The 27000-nt window shown below is 36.6% G+C and carries 27 protein-coding genes; 17 read left to right on the forward strand and 10 right to left on the reverse strand.

Features of this window, described 5'->3' with window-relative positions:
• Positions 1-95: 95 nt before the first annotated feature.
• From D7004_RS05300 to D7004_RS05310, 3 genes are all read right to left on the reverse strand, one after another.
• Positions 96-1682 carry a DUF1501 domain-containing protein gene (locus D7004_RS05300; protein ID WP_123204832.1) on the reverse strand — a complete coding sequence of 529 codons (1587 nt, stop codon included), beginning with the start codon at positions 1680-1682 and terminating at the stop codon, positions 96-98.
• Entirely contained in the window at positions 1679-3247 is a 1569-nt protein-coding gene (locus tag D7004_RS05305) for a DUF1800 domain-containing protein (RefSeq protein WP_123204833.1), read from the reverse strand. The genes D7004_RS05300 and D7004_RS05305 overlap by 4 nt, the downstream gene beginning before the upstream one ends.
• A gap of 95 nt (positions 3248-3342) precedes the next feature.
• Positions 3343-4389 carry a 3-oxoacyl-ACP synthase III family protein gene (locus D7004_RS05310; RefSeq protein WP_123204834.1) on the reverse strand — a complete coding sequence of 349 codons (1047 nt, stop codon included), beginning with the start codon at positions 4387-4389 and terminating at the stop codon, positions 3343-3345.
• 165 nt (positions 4390-4554) lie between these two features.
• On the opposite strand from D7004_RS05310, the gene D7004_RS05315 reads away from it, so the two are divergent.
• Genes D7004_RS05315 through D7004_RS05325 form a run of 3 tightly spaced genes read left to right on the forward strand, consistent with a single transcriptional unit; the run spans position 4555 to position 5412 of the window.
• Positions 4555-4836, forward strand: coding sequence for an ATP-dependent Clp protease adaptor ClpS (locus D7004_RS05315; protein WP_123204835.1), 282 nt, complete (start codon positions 4555-4557; stop codon positions 4834-4836).
• Between the two features lie 53 nt (positions 4837-4889).
• Positions 4890-5096, forward strand: a complete 207-nt coding sequence (locus tag D7004_RS05320; RefSeq protein WP_123204836.1) for a hypothetical protein — start codon at positions 4890-4892, stop codon at positions 5094-5096.
• The gene (locus D7004_RS05325; protein WP_123204837.1) at positions 5086-5412 is read left to right on the forward strand and encodes a type II toxin-antitoxin system RelE/ParE family toxin; all 327 of its coding nucleotides are present in this window, start codon (positions 5086-5088) and stop codon (positions 5410-5412) included. The genes D7004_RS05320 and D7004_RS05325 overlap by 11 nt, the downstream gene beginning before the upstream one ends.
• On the opposite strand, the gene D7004_RS05330 is transcribed toward D7004_RS05325, so the two are convergent.
• Positions 5413-6012 (reverse strand): thioredoxin family protein, encoded by a 600-nt coding sequence (locus D7004_RS05330; protein ID WP_123204838.1) that lies wholly within the window; start codon positions 6010-6012, stop codon positions 5413-5415.
• 220 nt (positions 6013-6232) lie between these two features.
• Complete coding sequence (gene rsmA, locus D7004_RS05335) at positions 6233-7018, reverse strand: 16S rRNA (adenine(1518)-N(6)/adenine(1519)-N(6))-dimethyltransferase RsmA (RefSeq protein ID WP_123204839.1); 786 nt, start codon at positions 7016-7018, stop codon at positions 6233-6235.
• A gap of 159 nt (positions 7019-7177) precedes the next feature.
• On the opposite strand from rsmA, the gene pdxA reads away from it, so the two are divergent.
• From pdxA to ade, 14 genes are all read left to right on the forward strand, one after another.
• On the forward strand, positions 7178-8257 hold the full coding sequence (gene pdxA / locus D7004_RS05340) for a 4-hydroxythreonine-4-phosphate dehydrogenase PdxA (protein ID WP_123204840.1): 1080 nt from the start codon (positions 7178-7180) through the stop codon (positions 8255-8257).
• 298 nt (positions 8258-8555) lie between these two features.
• On the forward strand, positions 8556-9392 hold the full coding sequence (locus tag D7004_RS05345) for a sulfurtransferase (protein ID WP_123204841.1): 837 nt from the start codon (positions 8556-8558) through the stop codon (positions 9390-9392).
• 112 nt (positions 9393-9504) lie between these two features.
• Positions 9505-10035 carry a YceD family protein gene (locus D7004_RS05350; protein WP_123204842.1) on the forward strand — a complete coding sequence of 177 codons (531 nt, stop codon included), beginning with the start codon at positions 9505-9507 and terminating at the stop codon, positions 10033-10035.
• A gap of 15 nt (positions 10036-10050) precedes the next feature.
• On the forward strand, positions 10051-10242 hold the full coding sequence (rpmF, locus tag D7004_RS05355; RefSeq protein WP_025143959.1) for a 50S ribosomal protein L32: 192 nt from the start codon (positions 10051-10053) through the stop codon (positions 10240-10242).
• A 101-nt stretch (positions 10243-10343) separates the two neighbouring features.
• On the forward strand, positions 10344-11282 hold the full coding sequence (plsX, locus tag D7004_RS05360; protein WP_123204843.1) for a phosphate acyltransferase PlsX: 939 nt from the start codon (positions 10344-10346) through the stop codon (positions 11280-11282).
• A 9-nt stretch (positions 11283-11291) separates the two neighbouring features.
• The gene (locus D7004_RS05365) at positions 11292-12287 is read left to right on the forward strand and encodes a beta-ketoacyl-ACP synthase III (RefSeq protein WP_123204844.1); all 996 of its coding nucleotides are present in this window, start codon (positions 11292-11294) and stop codon (positions 12285-12287) included.
• A gap of 159 nt (positions 12288-12446) precedes the next feature.
• Positions 12447-12920 carry an acetyl-CoA carboxylase biotin carboxyl carrier protein gene (gene accB, locus D7004_RS05370; protein ID WP_123204845.1) on the forward strand — a complete coding sequence of 158 codons (474 nt, stop codon included), beginning with the start codon at positions 12447-12449 and terminating at the stop codon, positions 12918-12920.
• Between the two features lie 173 nt (positions 12921-13093).
• Entirely contained in the window at positions 13094-14434 is a 1341-nt protein-coding gene (gene accC / locus D7004_RS05375; RefSeq protein WP_123204846.1) for an acetyl-CoA carboxylase biotin carboxylase subunit, read from the forward strand.
• 70 nt (positions 14435-14504) lie between these two features.
• Positions 14505-15386 (forward strand): twin-arginine translocase subunit TatC, encoded by an 882-nt coding sequence (gene tatC / locus D7004_RS05380; RefSeq protein WP_123204847.1) that lies wholly within the window; start codon positions 14505-14507, stop codon positions 15384-15386.
• A 46-nt stretch (positions 15387-15432) separates the two neighbouring features.
• Entirely contained in the window at positions 15433-15870 is a 438-nt protein-coding gene (gene rpiB / locus D7004_RS05385; protein WP_123204848.1) for a ribose 5-phosphate isomerase B, read from the forward strand.
• A gap of 29 nt (positions 15871-15899) precedes the next feature.
• Positions 15900-17534: a M28 family peptidase gene (locus D7004_RS05390; RefSeq protein WP_123204849.1), complete on the forward strand. Its 1635-nt coding sequence runs from the start codon at positions 15900-15902 to the stop codon at positions 17532-17534.
• Positions 17535-17624: 90 nt separating this feature from the next.
• Positions 17625-19013: a LutB/LldF family L-lactate oxidation iron-sulfur protein gene (locus tag D7004_RS05395; RefSeq protein WP_123204850.1), complete on the forward strand. Its 1389-nt coding sequence runs from the start codon at positions 17625-17627 to the stop codon at positions 19011-19013.
• A 38-nt stretch (positions 19014-19051) separates the two neighbouring features.
• Positions 19052-21028 carry an alpha-ketoacid dehydrogenase subunit alpha/beta gene (locus D7004_RS05400; RefSeq protein ID WP_123204851.1) on the forward strand — a complete coding sequence of 659 codons (1977 nt, stop codon included), beginning with the start codon at positions 19052-19054 and terminating at the stop codon, positions 21026-21028.
• A gap of 103 nt (positions 21029-21131) precedes the next feature.
• Complete coding sequence (gene ade, locus D7004_RS05405) at positions 21132-22769, forward strand: adenine deaminase (protein ID WP_123204852.1); 1638 nt, start codon at positions 21132-21134, stop codon at positions 22767-22769.
• Here the strand turns inward: ade and D7004_RS05410 are convergent.
• The 5 genes from D7004_RS05410 to D7004_RS05430 form a co-directional block, all read right to left on the reverse strand.
• Positions 22762-23106 carry a DUF5615 family PIN-like protein gene (locus tag D7004_RS05410; protein WP_123204853.1) on the reverse strand — a complete coding sequence of 115 codons (345 nt, stop codon included), beginning with the start codon at positions 23104-23106 and terminating at the stop codon, positions 22762-22764. The two genes, ade and D7004_RS05410, sit on opposite strands and share 8 nt — an antisense overlap.
• Complete coding sequence (locus tag D7004_RS05415) at positions 23107-23343, reverse strand: DUF433 domain-containing protein (RefSeq protein ID WP_123204854.1); 237 nt, start codon at positions 23341-23343, stop codon at positions 23107-23109.
• A gap of 40 nt (positions 23344-23383) precedes the next feature.
• The gene (locus D7004_RS05420) at positions 23384-23992 is read right to left on the reverse strand and encodes a SprT-like domain-containing protein (protein ID WP_208646794.1); all 609 of its coding nucleotides are present in this window, start codon (positions 23990-23992) and stop codon (positions 23384-23386) included.
• Between the two features lie 166 nt (positions 23993-24158).
• Complete coding sequence (locus D7004_RS05425; protein ID WP_123204856.1) at positions 24159-24536, reverse strand: GxxExxY protein; 378 nt, start codon at positions 24534-24536, stop codon at positions 24159-24161.
• 193 nt (positions 24537-24729) lie between these two features.
• Positions 24730-26997, reverse strand: coding sequence for a helix-turn-helix domain-containing protein (locus tag D7004_RS05430; protein ID WP_244214255.1), 2268 nt, complete (start codon positions 26995-26997; stop codon positions 24730-24732).
• Positions 26998-27000: the final 3 nt, after the last annotated feature.

Below are 27000 nucleotides of genomic sequence, written 5' to 3' on the forward strand. Positions count from 1 at the left end.
TGTGAAGGCGTTTTTACAAGCTCAACACGACAAGACCTTAGGATAAATCGATTATGATTCAGCTCTTCGTTTCAACAAAGGTACCGATTTTTAGATTAGGCTACGATGAGCATATTTCTAACCTGCTGCAATTCGCCATTTTGGAGACGAGCATAATAAACACCTGGTGAATAGTTTTGATTTTCGAAGGTAATATTATAGTTGCCTTCCTCCTTTACGGCATCAACAACGGTGGTAATTAACTTACCCATCGTATTAAAAACCTGGATTAAAACATGACCGCCTTTGGATGAATATTTTATAGTAGTTGAGGTTGAAAATGGATTTGGATAATTTGATATTAAACTTTCGCCACTTAAATGATTTGCCTGAGCCAAACTGGTTGACATGCAATTTGTACCCGCCTGAATAAGTGGTAAAGATTGAAAATCTTTAAGCATTACGCCCGATAAAGTTGCCTTGTCTACACAGAACCACTTCTCTAACAAAGTTGCATAAACCGACCTAAAATCATATTGCATCGGAATGTTATCGTTGACAGATGTTGTAGCAGATATCGTTGGATTTTTCCCTAAAACACCACCTTGAATGGCATCGCCAAAGACGATTAACGGAGCCGCAGCGCCATGATCTGTTCCATTACTTGCATTGGATTTTATACGTCTGCCAAATTCAGAAAAAGTCATTCCTGCAACTCGTTTAGCAGCACCCAAGCCTTTCAAATCATCCATAAAAGCTTTAATGGCATCGCTTACTTTTTGAAGCAAAACCGCATGAGTTCCTGTTTCGTTTGCACCAGTATTAACTTGCGATGCATGGGTATCAAAAGAACCGATATTTACCATGTAAAGCCTGGTTTTTAAGCCTCCGCCAACCAAGCGAGCTACCACTTTTAGTTGGTCGGCTAGTGAGTTATTGCTTGGATACGTGCCCTGCTTGGTAACTTTGCCGGCAGCTGTTTTTATAACTGAAGCATATTGCTGCGTTTGTTGCGCAACTTGCCTCACGTAAGTTAGCTCCTTGCCTGCATTTGTATTTGGTGCCGGAGATTGTATGCCATTTATCAGATTGTAAAAATTTACCGGATCGGAAATCGCCATGCCCATATTTACAGATGGACCTTGAAAAGCAGGTGAAATAAAAGATCCAATTTGAATGGCTAAGGGATCGGGCATAACCGAGTTCGGATAACCTATCGGGAAATTGGTATATTCTTCTGCCAAATATCTTCCGGCCCAACCACTATCAACCACTTGGTCAGAATCTGATGCAGAAAGCCAAATGTCAGTAGCCCTAAAATGGCTAAAATTTGGCTGCGGATAACCAACAGATTGCACAACCTGTACTTTACCATCATCATATAAGCCAGCTAAGCCAGACATGGCTGGATGAATGCCTGTATTGTAGCCAGATAGCTTTATAATTTTATTCTTCGGAAGGATAATATTTGGGCGGGCCAAAGTTAAATTATCGTATTGATCCAACGGTAGAATCATGTTCAAACCGTCATTTCCACCATTTAATTGAATGATAACCAAAACATGATCTGTTTCCTGATTAGCAGCCGTTATTGCAGATAACAAACTCGACGCACCAAAAGCTTTTAGTGAAAACCCACCCAGTAATGAAGGAATTACCACACCTGCTGGCATTGCCTTGGTTAAAAAGTCACGCCTTTTCATGATAACTGATATTCTTCAAGGTTCATAATGTATTTATAAAACTCCTGTAATCGGGTTTGCACGATGGTGGTTTTCATAGTTGTTGGTGCAGCTTTATAATCCAACCAGGCGGTTGTCCAATAGTTATCCGTAACCTGATTGCTTAAAAGAATACTTTTCAAAAACTTTTTAACCTCTGCACTTACATCAATTGTGTATAAATGAGCAATAGCTTCATCAACCAAAACATTTGGGTCTTCGGGTTTGCTAAATTTTGATGTGTAAGCTATTGGGTCGATTACTATTTTTTTGCCATTTCTGGTATAACCTGTACTGATAAATCTATCGGTAAAAATATTTCGTTTAGGTAATGTATCGGAGTTAATCCAAAGTTCGTAAAACTGAGGTACCTGATAATACGCAGGCCAACCAGAAACATTGGGTGGATCACCCAGGTTTTGCTGCAAGTTCGACGCCGTACTTCGTAAATAATCACTCATGTAATAAACATTCACATAATCAGAAGCATCCGGGAAAACGATTTCGAATTCTCTAGCCAATCCAACTACAAAATCTACTGGCGATTTAATATTACAAGAACGGTTTTGCGGTAAAAAGAAATGACTACTAGTGAGCAATGCTTTTAAAACAGGTTTAATCTCGTAGTTGGCATTTCGAAATATTTCGGCTAACGGAATTATAATATTCGATTCAACATCAGATGCAATATCATAATACACAAAAAAGCGGTACAATCTTCGGCAAATGTATTTGCTTACTTCAACCTGCGTAAAAATCATATCAAGCAAATCATCAACCTCTTTTGCTCCGTCGGCACCTGTTCTTCCTTTAATTAATTTACTGCCATAAAATGATGAAAATTGTTTGTCGGTAGCATCGTGCCTGTTGGCATCAAAAACTGTATTTATTGCTATACCATCTAACTTATAACCTGTTAATAAGCGAGCAGCAGCTTTTACATCTGCTTCGGTGTATTTAGAATCAGGGCCTTTACCAACCGTGAAAAGTTCTTGTAACTCTCTGCTGTAATTTTCGTCAGGAGCCGATTTTGTACTTGCATAACCATTTAAATAACGAACCATTGCTGGGTCGATGGTTACTTGCTTAACTAAAGTTTTAAAATTACCGAAGGCTAAACTGCGCAGTAAATTATTGTGTTTGTAAATGTATCGAGCATCATCAATTGTATCGGCCTCTGTGGCAAAATGATTGTGCCAAAAAAGCGTCATTTTCTCTCTTAAAGATATTGGTTGATTAAGCATTTGCGTTAACCACCAGGATTTAAAGGAAGCAACGCGACGACTATTGGCAGTTCCATCGGTATAAATTGCATTTACCCAGGTTTGCCCAGCTGGTACATTTGCATCTGTGTAACCAGTATCATTATAATTATTTATTGGAGGATTCGGAAGTGGCAAATCTTTTAAAAGCAAATCGACAACCTGCGTTACCGATTGACCCACAAGCGTATTAATATCATTTCTTTTGGCGCCAAATAATGTGCGTTTTAGTAAATGATTTAACTCTTTAGACCCGAAATTTCCTGAGTAAACGTTTATTGCCATATAGTAACTGTAGGGACAAGATAAAACTAAACATTATCTTGTTGAATCACAGTTATTTTACACGAAATATCAAAAATTAGATACTAAAACGGAATTTACCAACGTAATAGGGCGCTTGCCCAGGTAAAGCCAGACCCGAAAGCCGCTAAACAGACTAAATCGCCATCGTTAATTTTGCCTGCTTCCCAAGCCTCACACAATGCAATTGGTACCGATGCAGCAGTTGTATTGCCATATTTTTGAATGTTGTTAAATACTTGGTCATCCTTTATACCAAGCAATTGCTGTACATATTGGCTGATTCTTAAATTTGCCTGATGCGGCACCAACATATCTATATCTTTTTCTGTTAAATTATTTGCAGCCAAAGCTTCTTTTATTACTTCGGGGAATTTTACAACTGCTTTTTTAAAAACCGATGGCCCGTCCATATAAGGTAACGCGGCACCACTTGCTAAAATTTCGGGCGTCATAAACAAACCTCCCAATTCCTGATCTGGAAACGCAGGTTTATCTTTCATCCATTTATTTGCATGAGAACCGGGATAGTACATAGCCAATATTTCGGCATCCGCACCATCGCTATGCAAATGCGTACTTAAAATTCCTTTGCCCGGTTCATCAGTTGGTTGTAAAACCACAGCTCCAGCACCATCACCAAAAATTACAGATACGTTTCGGCTTCGGGTTTCAAAATCCATTGCGAAAGAATGCTTTTCGCTACCAACAACCAAAACGTTTTTATACATGCCAGTTTTAACAAACTGATCGGCCACAGATAATGCATAAACAAAGCCTGAACATTGATTGCGAATATCCAATGCCCCAATTTCGCCCATACCCATTTCGCGTTGCAATAAAACACCACAACCCGGGAAATAATAATCAGGACTTAAAGTTGCAAACACAATAAAATCAACATCTTTAGCTGTGATTCCTGCCCGTTCTATCGCGATTTTGGAAGCTTCGATACCCATTGTTGTAGTGGTTTCTTCATACCTATCTGCAAATCGGCGTTCTTTTATTCCGGTGCGTTCCTGAATCCATTCATCGCTGGTTTCCATAAAGCGACTTAAATCATTATTGGTATATACATTTTTAGGAACGTAGTATCCGATTCCTGCGATTTTGGATTGGTGCATGCTCTTATATTATTTGGTTAACAAATGTATTAAAACTGATGGAAGAATATGTAAAATGTAGAAGGGAAGATGAGAAATGCGCTTGTTATTTTAATCCTAATCCATTTTACCTATTCCATCTTACATAAACTATTACATCTTCCATAAAATTAGTATTTTTGCGCCATGTCTACAGAAACCAAAGAAGAGACCTTTACGCTCGAAGAAATTCTAACTTCTCTAAAAACCGTACATCGCCTTATTTTGTGGAATGATGATGTAAATACTTTCGAACATGTTATATATTGCATGATGAAGTATTTGGATTACAACGAATCTCAGTCAGAAAAAATTGCCTGGAAAGTTCATAATGAAGGCAAATGCCCGGTTTTGGAAGGTTCATTTACCGAAATGGAAGTTTATAGAAAAATTTTGCAGCAAGAAGGTTTAAGTGTTACTGTTGATTAGAACGTATAATACGCAATAAAATATTTGTATCTTTAAGTAATCACTAGATTTTTATGGAAGTTACATTGGAAATAAAAGACGATAAAGCCATTTCGATATTGGAAACATTGAGAACTATGAAAGGCATTAAAATTAAAAATTTTTCTAAAACCAAAGATAAGTATCTTAATGATTTAGCCCAGGCTTATAAGGAATCTGAATTAGCCGAGAAAGGAAAATTGAAGTTAAAAAGTTTTGAAGATTTAATTAATGAAATATGAAGTTTTAACTTCATCCCTTTTCGATAAAGAATTTAAAAAATTATGTAAAAAACATAAATCTGCTAAACATGATGTAATCTCCTTTGTTGAGCAACTCAAATTAAATCCTAAACAAGGCATATCTATTGGAGATGATTGTTTCAAAATTAGAATCGCCATTACTAGCAAAGGGAGAGGTAAATCTTCTGGAGCGAGGTTAATTACCCGAGTAAGGGTTGTTAATAAAACAATCTATTTGCTCTCTATTTATGATAAATCTGATCGAGATTCCATCTCTGATCACCAACTTCATTCTGTTTTAAAATCTCTAGATTAATTAATTTTCCAAGCCCTTCAAAAGCTGATTTAATTCTGCTTGTGTAGTTTGCGTTTTATCTTTAGCATACCAACCATGAAGTTTTTCTGATAAAATTGTCATTTCGGTAGTTTCTTTACGCCACTCTTTTAAAAGCTCTTGCAAAACTTGTGGCCGTGGCGCCCAAGTTGCCAAAACTTTATCGCCAGTTTCATTAAGAATGATTAAAACAGGGATTGCTCTACCACCATTGGTTAAGTGCGCATCGATTAAAGGCAAATTTTTATCGCGAAGAACAAATTTTAAATCGATTTTACCTGAAGATGCATTTGCAATTTTGTTAAACACCGGGACTATTTGTGCGGCATCACCACACCAACCTTCGGTAATTACTAAAAACTTATAATTTTCTTTAAGTTGATTTACAGTTGATGTTAATTCATCTGTTAAGTTAATCGTCTTATCAACACGACTCATCCTTTGCACATTCATTTTAGTATAATGCAAATCGTAAGTTACATCGCCCGTGGCTTTTCCCTCTAACAAAAGTTTATCTATCAAGGCACGATATGTTAAATAATCCATTCCTTGACCGCTGAAAATTTCGCTGTAATTAACCATGATTTTTAAATTATGATGCAAAGGAAAGCAGAAAATCAATCAGATTAATCATCCATTTGCAAGAAATATATTATGCAAATTACCTTTAATTTGTGTTTATTGCATTTTATTTTGGTTTCTAAACCCGATTGAAATGGAAAGCCCGCGGCGTAGCAAGGACTTGAAATGTAAAGCGGGGCTGCTGTAACCTAAAAGCTCCGAAACCTGCTTTTCAAAAAAATTAAATTGTAGTTAAAGAACTCACATGTTTTGTCAAAGCAACAAAATCTTCAACAGTTAACTGCTCGGCTCTCTTTTCAAAGTAAATATGGTCATCCATTTTATCTCTGGGCATGGCTGCAGAAAGTGCGTTTCGCAAGGTTTTTCTTCTTTGATTAAAACCGGCTTTTACTACACGCCAAAACAATTTCTCGTCGCAATCTAAAGCCTCAACTTCATTTCTGGTTAAACGAATTATGGCAGAATGAACTTTGGGAGGCGGATTAAAAGTGCCTGGCTTTACCGTAAAAAGGTATTCAATTTTATAATATGCTTGTAGAAACACACTTAAAATACCATATTCCTTGGTGCCGGCAGGCGAAGCACATCGCTGGGCGACTTCTTTTTGAAACATACCCACCATTTCAACCACCTTATTCCGATTATCTAAAATTTTAAATAAAATTTGCGAGGAAATATTGTAAGGAAAGTTGCCTATAATGGCAAATTTATCAGGAAAAATATCATCGAAGTTTAACTTAAGAAAATCGCCATTGATTAACTTATCGCCAAGCTGCGGATATTTTTCGTTTAAAAAATGAAAAGATTCTGTATCGATATCGATTAGGTAAGTTTGCAAATCTGTGCGCTGCAACAAAAAATCAGAAAGAATTCCCATACCTGGGCCAACTTCTAAAACCTGGTTGTACTTATCGGTACTTATCAAGCTTTCTACAATGCGTTTGGCAATGCCTTTATCGGTTAAAAAATGCTGACCTAAATGTTTCTTTGCTTTTACTAAACTCATACCTCGAATCCCGATAAATCAGGACTTTTAAAATTAAATTAAGCTTCAAAGATAGGCTTAATATTTCTTTGCAAATGACTTAGTGTTTTTTTGGTGTTTCATTTTTTTTAAAGTCTTTAAACGAAAATCAGTAATTTGCGCTAAAATTTTCCGGTAATTATGAGCAATAAACTTAAAATTGGTATTAGTATAGGCGATGTAAATGGCATAGGTTTGGAGGTAATTATTAAAACATTATCTAATCCTGCCATTCTAAATTATTGTACACCAATTGTTTATGGCCACACTAAAGTTTCATCTTTTCACAGAAAAGCCAATAACCTTGGCGATTTTAGTTTTAACGTAATTAATCATGCCAATCAAGCGCAGCTTAAAAAAGCAAACATGATTAATTGCTGGGAAGAAGATGTTAAAATAGAACTTGGCCAGGTTACTGAAACAGGCGGAAAATATGCGCTTTTATCTTTAGAAAGAGCAACAGCAGATTTAGTAGCTGGAGATATTGATGCTTTAGTTACGGCTCCAATTAATAAACACAACATTCAATCAGAAACATTTTCTTTTCCGGGTCATACCGAATATTTGCAAGAAAAAAGCGGAAGTAAAGATGTATTGATGTTTTTAATCAGCGAAAACTTGCGTGTTGGTGTCGTTACCGGACATATTCCCGTTTCATTTGTTCCCTCATCAATTAGCAAAGAAAAAATAGTTAACAAAATCAGACTGATTAACGAGAGTTTAAAAAAGGATTTCTGGATTGAGAAACCAAAAATAGCAGTTTTAGGCTTAAATCCACATGCTAGCGACAATGGTTTGTTGGGTACCGAAGAAGCAGAAATTATTGCTCCTGCTATCCAAGAAGCTTACGATAGAGGTATTGTTTGTTTCGGTCCTTATCCCGCAGATGGTTTTTTTGGTAACGGCAGTTATAAAAAATTTGATGCTGTATTGGCCATGTACCACGACCAGGGTTTAATTCCTTTCAAAACGTTGGCTTTCCACAATGGCGTAAATTATACAGCTGGCTTAAATTTCGTACGCACCTCTCCCGACCACGGAACAGGTTACGATATTGCGGGGAAAAATTTAGCCGATTCTACCTCATTTACCGAAGCTTTATTTTCAGCTATCCACATTGTTAAAAATCGCAGAGAACAAGAAGAATTGCTAAGCAACCAATTACGCGGCGGTGGTAAAGTGGTAGAAACACAATTCGACATTAAGGATGATGCTTCATAAGGCTGAAGGCATGAAGGTTTGAGGTAAAACATAAAACTAATTAGTATTCTTAAGATACGTTTTGTAAAGCAAGGTTCGGTTTTTATCGGTTCCTGTAGTCCTGCTTTCTCAACCCCTCTAACAGGCGAGCGTTCGAATCTTTTTCAAACCAATAAGGTTTTAAAAACCTTATTGGTTTTATCAGAAGTATTTCACTTCTAAGTTTATTTTTGTTAAAGTTTTGCATTAAACTTAATTTCAAAATAAAATGATTTCAGTAGTATTGAAGTATTGAAAATAATAAGAAATTTATAAAGACATGTCACTATCGCCAATTATAAAGCCAGAAGAGTTAACCTGGCTAAATCAGGATGAAGAAATTGTTATTGTAGATGCCAGTGCCGGTTCGAAAGCAAGATATGATGCACAACATTTAGTCGGAGCATTATTTGCAGATGTGAACGAAGACCTAGCCAATATTGGAGACTTTGCAATAGGCGGGCGACACCCATTGCCAACTTTCGAACAATTTTCAAACGTTTTACAGAAGCTTGGCATTACGAAAGATTCTCGCGTAATTGTATATGATGATAAAAGCGGTAGTAATGCTGCTGCAAGGTTATGGTGGATGTTAAAATCAATCGGCCACAAAAAAGTTCAGGTAATTGATGGTGGATTTCAGGCAGCAATTAAATCAGGCTTCCCAACATCAAACAAAGTTGAAATACCACGAACTGTTGAAAAATACGAGGTAAGTTCTTGGAATTTACCGCTATCAGACATTAACGAAGTTGAAAAAGTAGCTAAAACAGATGAATATATTGTTGTTGATGTTCGTGATGCCAACCGTTTTGCTGGCTTAACCGAACCTATAGATTTAATTGCCGGCCATATTCCTGGCGCAACGAATATTCCATTTACCGAAAACCTTGATGCTGATGGCTTATTTTTATCACCAGAAGTATTAAAAGATAAATATTTTAAAGCCTTAAATGATGTACATGCCGAAAATGTGATTGTACATTGCGGCTCAGGCATTACCGCTTGTCACACGCTTTTAGCTATGGATTATGCTGGTCTGGACATTCCAAAACTTTACGTTGGCTCATGGAGCGAATGGAGTAGAAATGATAAGGAGATGATTCTAAAAGAGTAAATCTGTGTGGTTATTAAAACTCAGCAGATTTTTAACAGCCAACAATTTATAAAAAACATTTTTTATCTAATTTATTTATCCCTACATTTGCAGGCTAAAATTTTATAGTACTTTGAACCCGCTAAAACAATTTTCAGTACCGTTTACCGGATTAAAATTGGGAATCCATCAGTTTGAATATGAGCTTGATGACACCTTTTTTAATGCTTTCGAGTACTCATTAATTAAAAGCGGTAATTTAAAAGTTGACCTGGAACTTGATAAACAAGAAACCATGTTGCTGTTGAGATTTAAAGTTATTGGCACCGTAAATTTAGATTGCGACAAATGCTTATCTGAATTTCCTCTACCAATAAATTTGTACGAAAGACAGATTGTAAAATTTGCAGGTGATGATTTAGAAAGCGATGATGATGAAATTATTTCGCTGAGCAGAAAAGAAACCGCAATTGATATTTCAGGTCCGCTATACGAAATGATTAACGTAGCAGTACCATATATTAAAAACTGTGAGCAAGCAGATAAAGATTGCGACCAGGAAATGATTGAGCGATTGGAGCAACTATCCATCGATAAGCAAGCAGAAGAAAATAAACAAAATAGCGACCCACGTTGGGAAGCACTTAATAAGTTAAAAAAATAATTAGATTATACACCAATGGCACATCCAAAACGGAAAATCTCGAAACAGAGAAAAAATAAAAGAAGAACGCACTATAAAGCAGTAACTCCTTCTTTAGCAACATGCTCAGCAACAGGTGCTATCCACGTACCTCACCGTGCTTACAACGTTGATGGTAACCTATACTATAACGGTAAATTGGTTATCGAAAATACTCAAATCGGGTAATTTTCTTAAAAAATTGTTTGTGTTTTCAGCGGCTTTAGTCATACCTTAGTCAACTGAAAATTTTAGGATTAACCTAAAACTAACACAGACAGATTTTTTCTATGAAAATAGGCCTCGACATAATGGGCGGAGACTATGCTCCTAAAGCAATTGTTTTAGGAGCAATAGCAGCTCATCAATCGCTAAACGCTGGTGAACATTTAGTTCTTATCGGCGATACCGAACTGATTAAACCAATTCTTGCTGAAGAGGGTTTTAATCCGGATCATTTTGAATACGTTCATACTGATGAAGTAATTGGTATGGGCGAACATCCCACAAAAGCAATTGTTCAGAAACCAAATTCGAGCATTGCTGTTGGTTTTAACTTATTAAAAGAAGGAAAAATCGATTCTTTTGCCAGTGCAGGTAATTCTGGAGCAATGCTGGTAGGCGCAGTTTTCAGCGTTAAAACCATTCCAGGCATTATACGCCCATGTTTATGTACCATACTTCCGAAAATTAAAGGCGGCACAGGCTTATTGCTTGATGTTGGTGCAAATGCAGATTGTAAACCTGATATTTTACTACAATTTGGTGTTTTAGGAAGTTTATATGCAGAAAACTTGTGGCAAATAAATTCGCCAAAAGTAGCTTTATTAAACATAGGCGAGGAAGATGAAAAGGGCAATATGCTAAGTATGGCTACTTTTCCTTTAATGAAAGAAACCAATCTATTCAATTTTGTAGGTAACGTAGAAGGCAGAGATTTATTTAATGAGAAGGCTGATGTTATTGTATGCGATGGTTTTACAGGAAACGTAGTACTTAAATTAGCAGAATCATTTTATGTATTAACTGTTAAGAAAGGGATGAAAGATGAATTTTTTGATCGTTTTAACTACGAGCAATATGGCGGAAGTCCGGTTTTAGGTGTTAATGCTCCGGTAGTTATCGGACATGGAATTTCAAGTCCACGTGCCGTGAAAAATATGGTTCTTCAATCCAGAGAAATGATTACCACCGGATTGGTAGAAAAAATTAGAATGGCATTTAAATAATTTATTAAAATGAGTAAAATTCACGCTGCTATTACCGCAGTAAATGGTTACGTCCCCGACTATGTGCTTACAAACGCAGAGTTAGAAACCATGGTTGAAACTTCGGATGAATGGATAACCAGCAGAACGGGTATTAAAGAACGTAGAATTTTAAAAGGAGAAGGATTAGGCACTTCAGATATGGCAGTTCATGCTGTTAATGGCTTGCTAAAAAAAAGAGGTATTGATGCCAAAGAAATTGAATTAATTATTTTCTGCACTACAACTCCTGATTTTACTTTTCCAGCAACAGCAAATGTTTTAGCTGATAAAATTGGTGCAATAAATGCCTGGGGTTACGATTTACAGGCAGCATGTTCTGGCTTTATTTTCGGCTTATCAACAGGAGCATCATTCATAGAATCTGGCAGGCATAAAAAGGTATTGGTTGTTGGTGGCGATAAAATGTCATCTATCATAAACTATGAAGACCGTACAACTTGTATCATTTTTGGAGATGGTTGTGGCTGTGCTTTACTAGAACCAAATGAAGAAGGATTAGGTGTTTTAGATTCAATTTTAAGAACAGATGGTTCTGGAAGAGATTACTTAGGCATGAAGGCAGGTGGATCAGTTATCCCAGCTACACACGAAAGTATTGATGCAAGATTGCATTATGCTCATCAGGAAGGACCAGTTGTATTTAAATTTGCGGTTACCAATATGGCAGATGTTGCTGCAGAAATTATGGAACGCAATAGCTTATCAGCCGATGACGTTGCATGGTTAGTGCCTCACCAAGCCAACAAAAGAATTATTGATGCCACTGCAAACCGTATGGGTGTAAGCACCGATAAAGTAATGATAAATATAGAACGCTACGGAAACACGACCAATGGCACTATTCCTTTATGTTTATGGGAATGGGAAAGCAAATTAAGAAAAGGCGATAATATCATCTTAGCTGCTTTTGGCGGTGGCTTTACCTGGGGTTCTATCTACCTTAAATGGGCTTACAATAGTTAGTTGGTTGTTTGGTTTAGTTCTTTTGTGTTTGTAAGTTAAATATCGAACATAGTTGACTAAACAACGAAACATCCAAAAACTAAACAATTAAAAATAAAACAAAAAAAGTATAACTTAGTTAATTCATTAACACTATTTTTTACATAACAAGCTTAAAAAATGGATATCAAACAAATACAGGAACTTATTAAATTTGTTTCTCGTTCGGGTGTAAACGAAGTTGCCATAGAGCAAGAAAACTTTAAGATTACGATTAAAACCAACCAAGCACCAACAGTTGTGCATGCTACCGTACCACAAGCTCCGCTTTTACAGGCAGCTGCACCGGTTGCTACTGCTCCTACTGTTCCTGCTGCTACTCCAGTTGCACCTGCTGCAGAAGATACATCAAATTACATTACAGTAAAATCACCAATGATTGGTACTTTTTACCGTTCTGCAAGTCCTGATAAACCAATGTTTGTTAATGTTGGCGATGAAATTGGTACTGGCAAAGTAATCTGTATTATTGAAGCAATGAAACTTTTTAACGAAATTGAAAGTGAAGTTTCTGGCCGTATTGTTAAAATATTGGTAGATAATGCATCTCCGGTTGAATATGACCAACCGCTATTTTTAGTAGAACCTATTTAGTAAATTGTCTATTTTACGCCTCGATTTTGTATTTGCACAAATCGAATAAAATATAAAATGGTTCGTAGAGACACGATTCATGGCATTTAATTTAGAATTTGATTATGTATATTATTTTTCACTGAATAAATCAGTGTAATCGAATAATCAGTGTAATCAACAATTAAAAAACTATGTTTAAAAAAATACTAATTGCCAACAGGGGCGAAATCGCTTTGCGTATCATCCGTACCTGTAAGGAAATGGGCATTAAAACGGTTGCTGTTTATTCTACAGCAGATAGAGAAAGTTTGCATGTACGTTTTGCAGATGAAGCAGTTTGTATCGGCCCACCACCAAGTAAAGATTCTTATTTAAATATCCCGAATATTATTTCTGCTGCAGAACTAACCAATGCAGATGCAATTCATCCTGGTTACGGATTTTTATCTGAGAATGCTAAATTTTCAAATATTTGCCGCGAATACAACATCAAATTTATTGGCGCTACACCAGAGCAAATAAATGGCATGGGCGACAAAGCATCTGCTAAAGAAACGATGAAAATTGCAGGTGTTCCTACCATTCCAGGTTCTGAAGGATTATTGACAAGTGTAAAAGAAGGTATTTCGATTGCTAATGAAATGGGCTATCCGGTTATACTTAAAGCAACTGCCGGTGGTGGTGGCCGTGGTATGCGTGTGGTTTGGAAAGATGAAGATTTCGAAAATGCCTGGGATAGTGCTCGCCAGGAATCAGGTGCGGCATTTGGTAACGATGGATTGTATTTAGAGAAATATATCGAAGACCCACGCCATATAGAAATTCAGGTTATTGGCGATCAATATGGAAAAGCTTGCCATTTATCAGAACGCGACTGCTCTATTCAACGTCGTCACCAAAAATTAGTTGAAGAATCGCCATCGCCTTTCATGACGGATGAACTTCGTGTAAGAATGGGTGAAGCTGCAATTAAAGGTGCAACTGCTGTAAATTACGAAGGTGCGGGAACAATAGAATTCTTAGTAGATAAGCACCGTAACTTCTATTTTATGGAAATGAATACCCGAATTCAGGTAGAACATCCGGTTACAGAAGAAGTTATTAATTTCGACTTAATTAAAGAACAGATTAAAGTTGCGGCCGGAATTCCAATTTCAGGTAAAAACTATTTTCCAAATATGCATGCGATTGAATGTCGCATAAATGCAGAAGACCCTGCGAATAATTTCCGCCCTTCACCGGGCAAGATTACCAACTTTCACTCACCAGGCGGACATGGAGTTCGCGTAGATACACATGTGTACGCTGGTTATCAAATTCCATCCAACTACGATTCGATGATTGCAAAGTTAATTTGCGTTGCACAAACACGTGAAGAAGCGATTTGTACAATGGAACGAGCATTAGGAGAATTTGTAATTGAAGGGGTAAAAACAACAATTCCATTTCACTTGCAGTTGATGAAAGATCCAAATTTTAGAGCTGGAAATTTCACAACAAAATTTATGGAAACATTTGAATTCTCAGAATAACCTAAACTATTTCTATATTTAGCACGTACATACCATTCTATTCATTTAGAATGGTATTTTTGTTTTCAACATGAGCGACACTAACAAATCATCACTATTAAAAGCTATCGGGAGTAAAGGAACAACCTTAGAGGCAGAAATGTCTTTTTTTGATCACCTCGATGTACTGCGTAAACACTTAATCAGAGCTGTAATTGCCATCGGCGTATTTACCGGAATTGCCTTCTATTTTAACGAAGAAATACTAGACAAGGTAATTTTTGGCCCTAAAAAGCCTGATTTCTGGACCTATAGAATGATGTGTAAATTGGTAGAACATTTCCCATCACTAGGTAAAGATATGTGTATCACCAAAATAAATGGTGAGATTATTAACACAGAAATGGCAGGACAATTTAACCTGCAATTAAATGTATGCGTAATGTGTGGTATTGTACTTGGTTTCCCTTACTTACTTTGGGAGATATGGCGCTTTATTAAACCTGCATTACACGAAAAAGAAAGGAAATCTGCAAGCGGTTTTGTGTTTTTTGCTTCAGTTCTATTTATAATTGGAATCATATTCGGCTATTTTATAATTTGTGCACTGTCAATTAATTTCTTGACTGGTTACACGGTTAGTTCTGAAATTAAAAACACGTTCACTATAGATTCTTATGTGTCATCGATAACAACACTTACACTCGGAACCGGGATTATATTTGAGCTGCCAATCATCATATTTATATTATCCAAACTTGGATTAATGACACCAAAGTTAATGAGATCAAGCAGAAGATATGCTGCTGTTATCATCCTCATTATTGCAGCAATTGTTACACCAACGCCGGATATTTTAACAATGCTTACCGTAGCAGCACCACTATTTTTATTATACGAAGCGAGTATTTTTGTATCAGCATATATAGAAAAAAAGAAGAAAAAAGCCGATGCTGCCTTCTATGCTAACTAACAAAAACATTACGAACAGATTTCATAATTCTCTATAAATTTGAACAATGCCAAACGATAAAATAAAAATTGCCATCGGTGCAGACCATGCTGGTTTTGAATTTAAAGAAATGCTTAAGAAATTCCTTTATGATTATGAGGTTGAAGATTTCGGAACACATACGTTAGATTCTGTTGACTACCCTGATTTTGCACACCCAGTGGCATCTGCAGTAGAGAATGGAAATTGCAAATACGGCATTTTACTTTGTGGTTCGGCCAATGGCGTAGCTATAACAGCAAACAAACATCAACACATCAGAGCTGGCTTATGCTGGGTAAATGAAGTTGCATCTTTAGTTAGAAAACATAACGACGCAAATGTTTTATGCATTCCCGCCAGGTTTGTTTCAGAAGAAGAAGCAAAAGAAATTACCACAACTTTCTTAAATACCGAATTTGAAGGCGGTCGTCACCAAAATCGGGTTAATAAAATCTCGTGTTGATTTAATAAAAAACTAACTTTTACTACATAATGAATAAAAAAATTTTAACCCTTAGTATTGCATCGCTCCTTACAGCGAGTTGCTTTGCTCAAGTTAAACCACTTGCGCCTAATAAAGATGCAATGAAGTTTAGCAAGGCTATAAATCCTGCGGATGGACTTAAACATCTTTCTGTTTTATCATCTGATGAATATGAAGGTCGTGAGACAGGAACAAAAGGTGCTTGGATGGCTGCAGACTACATCCGCGATTATTTTAAATCTATTGGCTTAAAAGGTCCAGTAGATGGTGGATATTTTCAAAAAATCGATTTGGTAAATGTTACTTTAAAGCAAAGCCAGGTAACCGTAAATGGGCAGCCAAAAGAATACCAAAAAGATTATGTTGTATCGCCTAGCTTAATTAGCGATAAAGGATTTACTTTTTCGACAGATCAAATTGTTTTTGTAGGCTACGCCATCAATAAAGATAACTATAACGATTTTGCAGGTGTAGATATCAAAGGCAAAGTGGTAATGATGTTTAGTTCTGGCGACCCAACAATGAAACCGGGAACGAGGATTGACAGGGCAGCTTACCGAGCGATGCTAGAGAAGAGAGCAAAATATTTTGCAGATAACCAGGTAAAAGCAATTATCCTTATCGACCCAATGGTGGATAGAATAACTGAAAATACCAAAAATGCTCAAAATAAAGGCAGAGTAATGGTTAAAACCAATGCAGCTATTGAAGCGCAAAAACAAAATGAAATTCCTCGTATTTCTATTTCTACCATAGTAGCAAATGAATTATTAAAAGCATCGAACACTACAGCTGCAGATTTGCAAAAGAAAATTGTAGATAGTCAAGCTCCATCTTCATCAGTATTAAATGTTCCTTTCTCTGCAAGTGCTGCTAAAAATGAAGTTCCTGTTAGATGCGAAAATGTACTTGGATATTTAGAAGGTTCAGATCCTGTGCTTAAAAAAGAAGTATTGGTGCTAACTGGCCATTACGATCATATTGGTTTAGTAACCGACCCAAATGCAACTGATAAAGTAAATAATGGCGCCGATGATGATGGCTCTGGTACAACCGGCGTTTTATTGATGGCTAAAGCTTTTATGGATGCGAAAAAAGCAGGTAAAGGCCCTAAACGTAGCATTTTATTCATGACAGTTGTTGGTGAGGAAAAAGGTTTATGGGGTTCTGAATGGTATTCTGAGCATCCGGTTTTTCCTGTTGAAAACACAATTGCCGATTTAAATACAGATATGATTGGTCGTATTGGTGAGGAGTATTTAGGCAAACCGGATTCTGCAAATTACATCTATTCAGTTGGTTCTAAAATGTTGAGTAGTGAGCTGGCTAACTTAAGCGAACGCGTAAATGCAACGTACACCAAAATGAAACTAGATTATAAATATGATGATCCAAACGATACAGAACAAATTTATTATCGTTCAGACCATTATAACTTTGCAAAACTTGGTATTCCGATTATTTTCTTTTACGATGGTATGTTGCAGCAAGATTATCACCGACCAGGTGATGAGGTTAGCAAAATTAACTTCCCGCTGTTGGCAAAAAGAGCACAGTTAACCTACTATACTGCATGGGAATTGGCTAACCAAGCAAAACGACCAGCCGTTGATATGGATGGAAAAGGAAATCCAAAGAAATAATTAAGTCAAAATATTAAGCCTCCTGATTATTCGGGAGGCTTTTTTATGCACATTACTTTAGGCAGCATTAGAAATTCCTATCTTTGAGTTATGATGAAAACTGCCGAGGAATTTTTAGAGAAGTCTGATGAGAAAGCTTTCGATTTGCCACATCGTAAAACCATCAATTACAATATTGGCAAATACAATGTAGCTGTAGAACGCGGATTATCAAAATTCGAAAACCTGGAGGCATCAAAAAAGAAAGCTCATGTTATAAAATGGCGTGTGATGGAAAATCTGGATAAATTTTTACCCGAATTTGAATCGAATTTTCAACGCAGAGGTGGAAAAGTTATTTGGGCAAATGATGCCGAAGAAGCACAACAAGAGATTTTAAACATCATCAAAAGGAATAACGGCAAAACGGTTATCAAATCAAAATCGATGACGACCGAAGAGATTCATTTGAATGATTTCCTGGAAAGTAATCAAATTGAATCGTTAGAAAGTGATTTAGGCGAATACATTGTTCAATTGCTTGGCCAAGCGCCTTACCATATTGTTACACCTGCAATGCATTTAAGTGCGACAGATATAGCAAAATTGTTTCATGATAAGTTCGGAACGCCCATTGATGCAACGCCTCCTCAATTGGTGCAAAAAGCCAGAGAGTTACTTCGCGATAAATATTTAAATGCTGATATTGGAATTAGTGGAGGAAACTTTTTAATTGCCGATACTGGTAGTATCGCCATTACCGAAAATGAAGGAAATGCCCGTTTAAGTACAACATTTCCGAAGATACATATTGCCATAGTTGGTATCGAAAAAATAATTCCATCGATGGCAGATTTGGACTTGTTCTGGCCTTTATTAGCATCACATGGAACTGGACAAAATTTAACTGTTTACAATACTATTTTAAGCGGACCACGCCAACCAAATGAAACCGATGGACCGGAAGAAATGTATGTTATCCTTTTAGATAACGGGCGTACGAATCTTTTGGCTCAAAAAGACCAGCGACAAGGTTTATACTGCATTCGATGTGGTGCATGTTTAAATGCATGTCCGGTTTATAAAAATATCGGCGGTCATACTTATAACACCACTTACAGCGGACCAATAGGCTCGGTGATTACGCCGCATTTAAAGGGTATGGAAGAATTTAAGCACTTAAGCTATGCCTCCAGCCTGTGTGGAAAATGTTCTGAAGTTTGTCCGGTTAAAATCGACATACACAAAATGCTTTTACTCAATCGCCGAGATGCGGCAACCAGCCACGAAAATGGTAAAGTTGAAGAAATTGGCTGGGGAATGTTTAACCGAATGATGCAAAAACGCAAGTGGATGGATTTATTTGGTGGGAAATTTAAAAATTTCATGCTTAAAAGTTTCTTCAAAAAAAGCTGGGGTAAGTACCGTGAAATGCCAAAAGTAGCAGATAAATCTTTTGCAAAACAGTGGGAAGATTTGAAGAAAAGTAAGGAATCTTAGGTTTCCTATCAACTGCTCACTAAAAACTGAGAACCGAAATGCAATTCAATCGAAAAGATAAAGACGACAAATTCTTATTGAATTTATACAAGAGACTGCTTTATCCGAGAATGGTTGAAGAAAAAATGCTCAAACTTTTGCGTCAGGGTAGAATTGGTAAATGGTTTTCGGGTATTGGACAAGAAGCCATTGCGGTTGGCTCCACTTTAGCCATGCAAAGCGATGAATATATTCTACCCATGCACCGGAATTTAGGTGTTTTTACCAGTCGCGATATTTCGCTTAAAAAATTGATGGCACAATGGCAAGGCAAAGCAACGGGTTTCACCAAAGGCCGCGACCGCTCGTTTCATTTTGGTACACAAGACTATAAAATTATTGGCATGATATCTCATCTTGGTCCGCAAATGGCTTTGGCAGATGGTATTGCACTAGCCGATGTATTAGCCAACAAGCAAAAAGCGACTTTGGTATATACTGGTGAGGGCGCCACAAGCGAAGGCGATTTTCATGAGGCGGTTAATGTAGCTGCTGTTTGGAATTTGCCTGTTATCTTCATTATTGAAAACAATGGTTATGGCTTATCTACTCCGAAATCCGAACAATTCCGCTGTAAACATTTGGTAGATAAAGCGATTGGTTACGGCATTGAAGGTGTTCAAATTGATGGAAACAATATTTTGGAAGTTTACGATACCATCAATCAACTGGCATCCGAAATTAGAAAAGACCCACGACCAGTTTTGGTAGAGTGCCTTACTTTTAGGATGCGTGGCCATGAGGAGGCGTCGGGTACAAAATATGTTCCGCAAGAATTATTTGATGAATGGGAAAAGAAAGACCCTTTAAGCAATTATGAATCTTATTTAATTACTCAGGGGATTTTAACATCCGATTCAATCATTGATATCAAAATTCAAATCAAAAAGGCTATCGAATTAGAAGTGGAAGAAGCTTTTGAAGAGCCAGAACCTAAAGTGGATTCCATTATAGAGGAAAGCGATATGTATTTTCCTTTTGTACAAAAAGTAATTGAACCTGCTTCATCTTCAACAGAAAAAAGATATTTAGATGCAATAACAGATGGCTTGGATTTGGCGATGCAGAAGTATCCCAATCTGGTTTTAATGGGTCAGGATATTGCAGATTATGGCGGTGCATTTAAAATTACTGATGGCTTTACAGCTAAATACGGAAAAGGTAGGGTTCGCAATACACCAATTTGCGAATCGGCAATTGTGGGTGCAGGATTGGGTTTATCCATCAATGGTTTTAAGGCCATTGTAGAAATGCAGTTTGCAGATTTTGTAACCGTTGGCTTTAATCAGATTGTAAACAATTTGGCTAAAACGCACTACCGATGGGGCGAAAAGGCCGATGTTGTAGTTCGAATGCCAACAGGCGCCGGAACAGCTGCTGGTCCTTTTCATTCGCAAAGTAACGAGGCGTGGTTTACCAAAACGCCCGGCTTGAAAATCGTTTATCCCGCTTTCCCTGAGGATGCAAAAGGTTTATTGCTGGCTGCAATTGAAGACCCAAATCCAGTATTGTATTTCGAACATAAATATTTATATAGAAGTTTAAGCAGTCCCGTTCCCGATGGTTATTTTACAACGGAAATTGGCAAAGCGGTTAAGCTAACTGATGGAAAACAGTTCACGATAATTACTTACGGCTTAGGTGTTCATTGGGCTTTAGATTACCTGAAAAATAACCCTGAATTTGATGCAACTCTGATTGACTTACGCACACTTCAGCCTTGGGATAAGGAAACAGTTTTAGCGGCTGTAAAATTGACTGGAAAAGTTATAATCTTACATGAAGACACTTTAACCAATGGTTTCGGAGCCGAAATTTCTGCATGGATTGGAGAACATTGCTTTCTGCATTTGGATGCACCGGTAATGCGTTGCGCAAGTTTAGATACGGCAATACCCATGAATAAAGCATTAGAAGATAACTTTTTGGCAAAAGCCAGATTAGCTGAAACGATAGAAAAATTATTGAAATTTTAGAAACGGTTATTTCCGTATCGTCATGCTGAATTTATTTCAGCATCTTATTTGCTATTAAGACCCTGAAATGAATTTAGGGTGACGTTAAAATAAGACATATACGATGAGTAATTTTAAGGTTGAAGGAAACATTATAGATATTACAAAGCGAAGTATTTTCTTTGGCGAGGTTGAAGTTGAAGATGGGAAGATAAAATCCATCAATAAAATTGCTGAGCAAAGGGATGGAATTCCTTTCATCCTGCCTGGATTTATTGATAGCCATGTCCACATCGAAAGCAGCATGCTTATTCCGAGTGAATTTGCGAGGCTTGCTGTTGTTCACGGTACGGTTGCAACCATCAGCGACCCACATGAAATTGCCAACGTTTGCGGAATGGAAGGTGTTGAATTTATGATAAATAATGGAAATACCGTTCCTTTTAAATTCAACTTTGGTGCACCGAGTTGTGTTCCGGCAACCATTTTTGAAACAGCTGGTGCTGAGTTAAACCACGATGATGTTAAGGCACTTTTAGAAAGACCGGAGATAAAATACCTGAGTGAAATGATGAATTTCCCTGGTGTACTTTTTAAGGATGAAGAAGTTCTAAAGAAGATAGCAGCTGCCCACGAATTGGGCAAACCTGTTGATGGACATGCACCAGGATTACGCGGCGATACTGTTCAGCAATATATTGATGCCGGAATTTCTACCGACCATGAATGTTTTACTGCTGAAGAGGCTTTGGATAAACTTCAAAGGGGTATGAAAATATTAATCCGCGAAGGAAGTGCTGCAAAAAATTTCGATGCTTTAATTGATTTATTAAACGATTGGCCAGAAATGATGATGTTTTGCAGTGATGATAAACATCCTGATAGCTTGGTTGAAAGTCACATTAACGTACTTTGCGCCAGAGCAATTTCAAGAGGAATCGATATTTTTAATGTTTTACAAGCTGCCTGCATCAATCCAATTCTACACTATAAATTAGATGTTGGCGCTTTGCAGGTTGGCGACTATGCCGATTTCATCGTCATTGAAGATTTAATAAATTTTAAGGTAAAGCAAACCTATATTGGTGGAATTTTATTGGCAGAAAACGGCAAGACAGTTGGTAATTGGATACAAAAAGTTGAAGATAAAGCATCTGTAAATCATTTTAAATGCAGCTCAAAAAAAGAGGCAGATTTTGTGTTTCCCTTTGCAGGTCAAGAGCAAATACCAGTTATCGAAGCTTTAGATGGGCAGTTAATTACCAATAAATTGTTTTGCTTACCGAAAGTAGAAAAGGGAAATATCAATAGCGATTTAGACAATGATGTTTTAAAAATGGTTGTGGTTAACCGTTACTTTGATGCACCAATTGCCGTGGCCTTTGTTAAAAATTTCGGTTTAAAAGCAGGTGCAATCGCATCGAGCGTAGCGCATGATAGTCATAACATTATTGCCGTGGGTGTAGATGATAAAAGTATTTGTGAGGCGGTAAACTTGGTTATCAAAGAAACTGGTGGTGTAGTGGCTGTAGGAAATGGAAAAGAAGAAGTTTTGCCGCTACCTGTGGCAGGTTTAATGAGCAACCACAATGGTTATGAGGTAGCTGAATTATATACGTCTATTGATAGGTTTTCAAAAGAACTTGGCTCTACATTAGTAGCTCCTTTTATGACGCTTTCTTTTATGGCTTTACTGGTTATTCCACATTTAAAATTGAGCAATAAAGGTTTATTTGATGGGGATGAATTTAGGTTTATTTAAAACCTTCAACTCTATCGCTAAATACACTTACTAATTTATAGTCAATATTTAATTGAATAACTTCTGGCCATAATGCTTTTAGTGTGTTATAGAAGGAAGACATTTTCATATTTCCTAATCTAATGTGAATCACTTTTGGCGGAGGAACATGTAAAAGTATACGCGAAGAAAAATCACTGTCCTTTGTGACAATGGTTAAATTATTTTCTTTGGCATAAAGCCATATTTTTGAATCTGTCCATTCATCCCCTAAATCATACTGATGAATATATTCATTTGAATTCCACAAAGCGAAAAATCGAGGTAGGTTTACATCAATTAAAAACTTTTGAGTCATTTAAGCAACTGACTGTTTAATAACAAAGCTGTGGTTCAAAAGTTCAGTTGCGTAACGCATGCAGGCTGTAATATCTTCTGGTTCTAACGATGGATATTGCTTTAAAATTTCTTCTGCAGATTCTCCGGCCGATAAAAATTCCATAATCGTTTGTACAGTAATCCGCTTACCTCTAATAATTGGTTTTCCATTACAAATATCACTATCAATATAAATACGGTCGAAAATTTGTTCCATAAAGTAAAGTTAATCAATTAGTTTTATTTTCGGTAATAGGTTAATCCACCACAAAAACCTCCGCCAAAGGATTAAAAAGATAAATCCGTTTGTCGTCTAAACAAACGCATCGATACCGCTTTCTTATTCGCTCTCCTTTGGTAAACCGCCTTCCATCTTTTATTCTGAAAATGGTATTTACTTGCAATTGTTCTAAATGTAAGGTTTCGGTCTTACCAGAATCATATTTTTTTAAAGCTCTTGATAAATGTAAATCTGAGCAACTGGACGCGGCAGGATTCGACATATAATTATCTATCGCCTTATGAATATCATCTGGAAAAATATTCATTTCAAAAAATGGAACCATCATTCTTTGGAAGTTTTTTTTCCACTCTAACCCATGTGGTTTTACTTTATTTTTGAAATCGTTCCAAGTTAAAAGATGTGCAAATTCGTGAACGGTAGTAACCAAAAAAGCGTAATGATTTAAATTGAAATTTACGGAAATTCGATGTCCTTTATCTTGATATGGATGTCGGTAATCGCCAAGTTTGGTAGAACGGGTTTTGGCAATTTTAAATTCACACTGAAAATAATCTATCCATTTTGCAATTAGTGGTGCAGCCTGGGCAGGCATATATTGCGCTAAAACATTAACTTTCTCCACGAATGCTAAGATAGTATTTTTTCAATTTTTTAACCACAGAGGCCATTAAGATTTTCACACAATAAACACAATTATATATTACTCTAAACACTTGAGATGACCAGACATGCATGGTTCTTTTTACCACAGAGGTCACATAGATTTTCACAGAGGAAACTAAGTTTAATCAATAACCATTAATAACTCGTTTTATTCCATCTTTCAAGAGTAAAACATTAAAATTTATCAGCAAACCATATTTGAACCCACCTAATTTCATATATGTTAAGGTTTGCGCTAAATGTATATCGGCGATTTTCTCTACACTTTTCAACTCTAAAACTAAATTATTCTCCACTAAAATATCTATTCTATAACCACAATCTATTTTAATATCCTCAAAAGTTAAAGACATCATTTTTTCCTTTTCAACTAAAAACCCTGCATTTTCGATTTTATAGAATAAGCATTCTTTATATGCGCTTTCGAGTAATCCAGGCCCAAGGGCTTTATGAACATCAATAGCTAACCCTATAATTGTTCTTGTTAACAAATCTTCTTTCATATTCTTATTCTTAGTGGGCCTTAAGAAAAACACAATGTGAAATGATACTAAAAAAATTTACCAAATAAATTCATTGTGTTCTCTGTGCCTTAGCTCTGTTTGCTCTGTGGTAAAAATCCTATTTAGTTAATAAATCTTCTATTAACAAGCTTCCTATTTTTTTAAAACTATCTACTTTACGATTAGATTTTCCCTACTCTTCCGATGGAAACAATGATGCCAACACTAACTTAATCTCTCCAAATGAATAATCTTTCCCTAAAAAATCCCGTATCACGGCCATCGATTTTGTTTTCTGACTTTCAACCGCATCTGCAATATTTTTTATTTTATTCGGTTTAACCAATTTAGCAACATCAATTTGTTGCGTAGAAACATAATACGCCAGGTGCCCTTCGATAGTCCCGACAGAAAAACCTCGCTCTTTGGCTATTTCCTCTAAGCTTTTCCCCTTTTCGTATAGTTCAAAGCTTACCAATTTCGTATCAACTTTTGGTTCCTTATTTTTCTTTTCTGTAGCAGATTTTACTTTTATTGTCATGCCTTTCAACTGAATTGCCTTCTGCAATTGTTGATTGCGTTCGGCAGTATTTAATAAAGCATCGGTGTCAGCTTTGCTAAATTCCTTGCCGTCAATAATAGCTTGCAAAAGTGCTTTACTCTTGTGCATTTTTTTCAATTGCTCGTACACTAAAATCTCTAGCTCCAGCAATTCTGTTAAATAAGTTTTAATCTGTTTATCTTCCTTAATTAACTCAATATGAGCTAAAAGCCTATCGGAAATTTCTCTTACCAACGGATTAAAATATTTCAAAGCTGCTCCCACTCTTTTAGAAACATTAAATAAAGTGTGTTCCGTTTGTGTAGCAAATAAATTTTTAAGTTGGTTAATAAAAGTATCAGCAGTTGCCGTAATTTTTTGAAAATCACGATAAAGTTCCATCGTCCACTCATCGTATTTCTGCTTGGTAGATTTTTCTCCTTTATCAAAAGTTTGAACATGCTCTTTTAAATAATAGCGAACCAGATTCAAGTCGAAAGCTGCTAATAAATACGTCCTTATAAAATCGTAACTCTCAAAACTAATCTGCTGATTCAGCACTTCGGCAGGTTGTTTAGTTTTAGAAAAATAATGAATGTTTTGGTCTTGCTGCAAACCGTTTTCCCGCAAATGCGAGGTCAAAACCAAACCATTCAATGAGCGTAAACGCGATAAAGCAACATACGCTTGTCCGGGGGCAAAAGCATCACCAATATCTATAATCGCCTTATCGAAAGTTAAACCCTGGCTTTTATGAACAGTAATGGCCCAAGCCAACTTTATTGGATACTGAACAAAAGAACCAGCAACAGTTTCTGAAATCTCATTTGTAGCTTCGTTCAGTTTATATTTTACGTTCTCCCAGGTGTATGGGGAAACATCAATTACCACCTTATCTTCAGGCAATTCAATTTCAATAATATCCTTTTCGATGTGATGAACAACGCCAATTTTACCATTGTAATAGCGCTTTTCGGCAGACATATCATTTTTAATAAACATGATTTGAGCACCAACTTTAAGCTCTAAACTTTTATCGTTCGGATAAGCATATTCGTTAAATTCGCCGGTAACTTTCGCCTCAAAAAAGTATGATTTGGTTTTCAGTTGTGTTAAACGTTCCCGGTTTATCGTGTCAGCTTTATTATTGTGGGTAGTTAACGTGATGTAATTTTCGTCTTCCGATGGCTTAAAGTCTTGCTTAAAATGCTGCCTTAGTAAAGCAGTATCTTCGGCGGTAATCCGATTATTTCTGAGGTTATTTAATAGGTTGATAAAAACCGAATCACTCTGACGGTAAATTTTATCCAATTCGATGTAAATCGGAGGATTACTTTGCAATGCTAATGCATCAAAAAAGTAAATGCTTTTGTAAAAAACCGACATTACCCGCCACTCATCGTTTTTTACAACGGGTGGTAATTGGTGCAAATCGCCTATAAAAAGAAGCTGGACACCGCCAAAAGGCACATTTCTATTCCTCCGAACATAGCGTAAAACAAAATCAATCGCATCAAGCATGTCGGCTCGAAGCATACTCACTTCATCAATAACCAGTAGTTCCAACTCCTGAATCATACGCCGCTTATTGGTTTGCATATTTAAATGCTTAACAATTGAGCGTGGGGTATTGAAGTTAAAAGTGATGTTTTGGTTGATGATATTTGCTGCAGCATCAGGAAAAAACGACCCAAATGGCAGCTGAAAAAGTGAATGAATGGTAACACCTGCGGCATTAATAGCAGCAATACCAGTTGGCGCACAAATTACTGCCTTTTTATGGGTTAGCTTAATCAGTTTCCGCAAAAAAGTAGTTTTACCTGTTCCGGCTTTTCCCGTTAAGAAAACATGTTTGGAGGTATAATTCACAAATTTAGTCGCAATTTCTGCGGCCATAGAAGTTTCTTCTAATTCTGGCATTGG

The organism is Pedobacter jejuensis (genome assembly GCF_003725795.1).
Classification (GTDB): domain Bacteria; phylum Bacteroidota; class Bacteroidia; order Sphingobacteriales; family Sphingobacteriaceae; genus Pedobacter; species Pedobacter jejuensis.

Excerpts from the sequence above, each read along its gene's own strand:
- D7004_RS05300 (WP_123204832.1), bottom strand. The coding sequence starts at position 1,682 with ATGAAAAGGCGTGACTTTTTAACCAAGGCAATGCCAGCAGGTGTGGTA.
- D7004_RS05305 (WP_123204833.1), bottom strand. The coding sequence starts at position 3,247 with ATGGCAATAAACGTTTACTCAGGAAATTTCGGGTCTAAAGAGTTAAAT.
- D7004_RS05310 (WP_123204834.1), bottom strand. The coding sequence starts at position 4,389 with ATGCACCAATCCAAAATCGCAGGAATCGGATACTACGTTCCTAAAAAT.
- D7004_RS05315 (WP_123204835.1), top strand. The coding sequence starts at position 4,555 with ATGTCTACAGAAACCAAAGAAGAGACCTTTACGCTCGAAGAAATTCTA.
- D7004_RS05320 (WP_123204836.1), top strand. The coding sequence starts at position 4,890 with ATGGAAGTTACATTGGAAATAAAAGACGATAAAGCCATTTCGATATTG.
- D7004_RS05325 (WP_123204837.1), top strand. The coding sequence starts at position 5,086 with ATGAAATATGAAGTTTTAACTTCATCCCTTTTCGATAAAGAATTTAAA.
- D7004_RS05330 (WP_123204838.1), bottom strand. The coding sequence starts at position 6,012 with ATGGTTAATTACAGCGAAATTTTCAGCGGTCAAGGAATGGATTATTTA.
- rsmA (WP_123204839.1), bottom strand. The coding sequence starts at position 7,018 with ATGAGTTTAGTAAAAGCAAAGAAACATTTAGGTCAGCATTTTTTAACC.
- pdxA (WP_123204840.1), top strand. The coding sequence starts at position 7,178 with ATGAGCAATAAACTTAAAATTGGTATTAGTATAGGCGATGTAAATGGC.
- D7004_RS05345 (WP_123204841.1), top strand. The coding sequence starts at position 8,556 with ATGTCACTATCGCCAATTATAAAGCCAGAAGAGTTAACCTGGCTAAAT.
- rpmF (WP_025143959.1), top strand. The coding sequence starts at position 10,051 with ATGGCACATCCAAAACGGAAAATCTCGAAACAGAGAAAAAATAAAAGA.
- plsX (WP_123204843.1), top strand. The coding sequence starts at position 10,344 with ATGAAAATAGGCCTCGACATAATGGGCGGAGACTATGCTCCTAAAGCA.
- D7004_RS05365 (WP_123204844.1), top strand. The coding sequence starts at position 11,292 with ATGAGTAAAATTCACGCTGCTATTACCGCAGTAAATGGTTACGTCCCC.
- accB (WP_123204845.1), top strand. The coding sequence starts at position 12,447 with ATGGATATCAAACAAATACAGGAACTTATTAAATTTGTTTCTCGTTCG.
- accC (WP_123204846.1), top strand. The coding sequence starts at position 13,094 with ATGTTTAAAAAAATACTAATTGCCAACAGGGGCGAAATCGCTTTGCGT.
- tatC (WP_123204847.1), top strand. The coding sequence starts at position 14,505 with ATGAGCGACACTAACAAATCATCACTATTAAAAGCTATCGGGAGTAAA.
- rpiB (WP_123204848.1), top strand. The coding sequence starts at position 15,433 with ATGCCAAACGATAAAATAAAAATTGCCATCGGTGCAGACCATGCTGGT.
- D7004_RS05390 (WP_123204849.1), top strand. The coding sequence starts at position 15,900 with ATGAATAAAAAAATTTTAACCCTTAGTATTGCATCGCTCCTTACAGCG.
- D7004_RS05395 (WP_123204850.1), top strand. The coding sequence starts at position 17,625 with ATGATGAAAACTGCCGAGGAATTTTTAGAGAAGTCTGATGAGAAAGCT.
- D7004_RS05400 (WP_123204851.1), top strand. The coding sequence starts at position 19,052 with ATGCAATTCAATCGAAAAGATAAAGACGACAAATTCTTATTGAATTTA.
- ade (WP_123204852.1), top strand. The coding sequence starts at position 21,132 with ATGAGTAATTTTAAGGTTGAAGGAAACATTATAGATATTACAAAGCGA.
- D7004_RS05410 (WP_123204853.1), bottom strand. The coding sequence starts at position 23,106 with ATGACTCAAAAGTTTTTAATTGATGTAAACCTACCTCGATTTTTCGCT.
- D7004_RS05415 (WP_123204854.1), bottom strand. The coding sequence starts at position 23,343 with ATGGAACAAATTTTCGACCGTATTTATATTGATAGTGATATTTGTAAT.
- D7004_RS05425 (WP_123204856.1), bottom strand. The coding sequence starts at position 24,536 with ATGAAAGAAGATTTGTTAACAAGAACAATTATAGGGTTAGCTATTGAT.
- D7004_RS05430 (WP_244214255.1), bottom strand. The coding sequence starts at position 26,997 with ATGCCAGAATTAGAAGAAACTTCTATGGCCGCAGAAATTGCGACTAAA.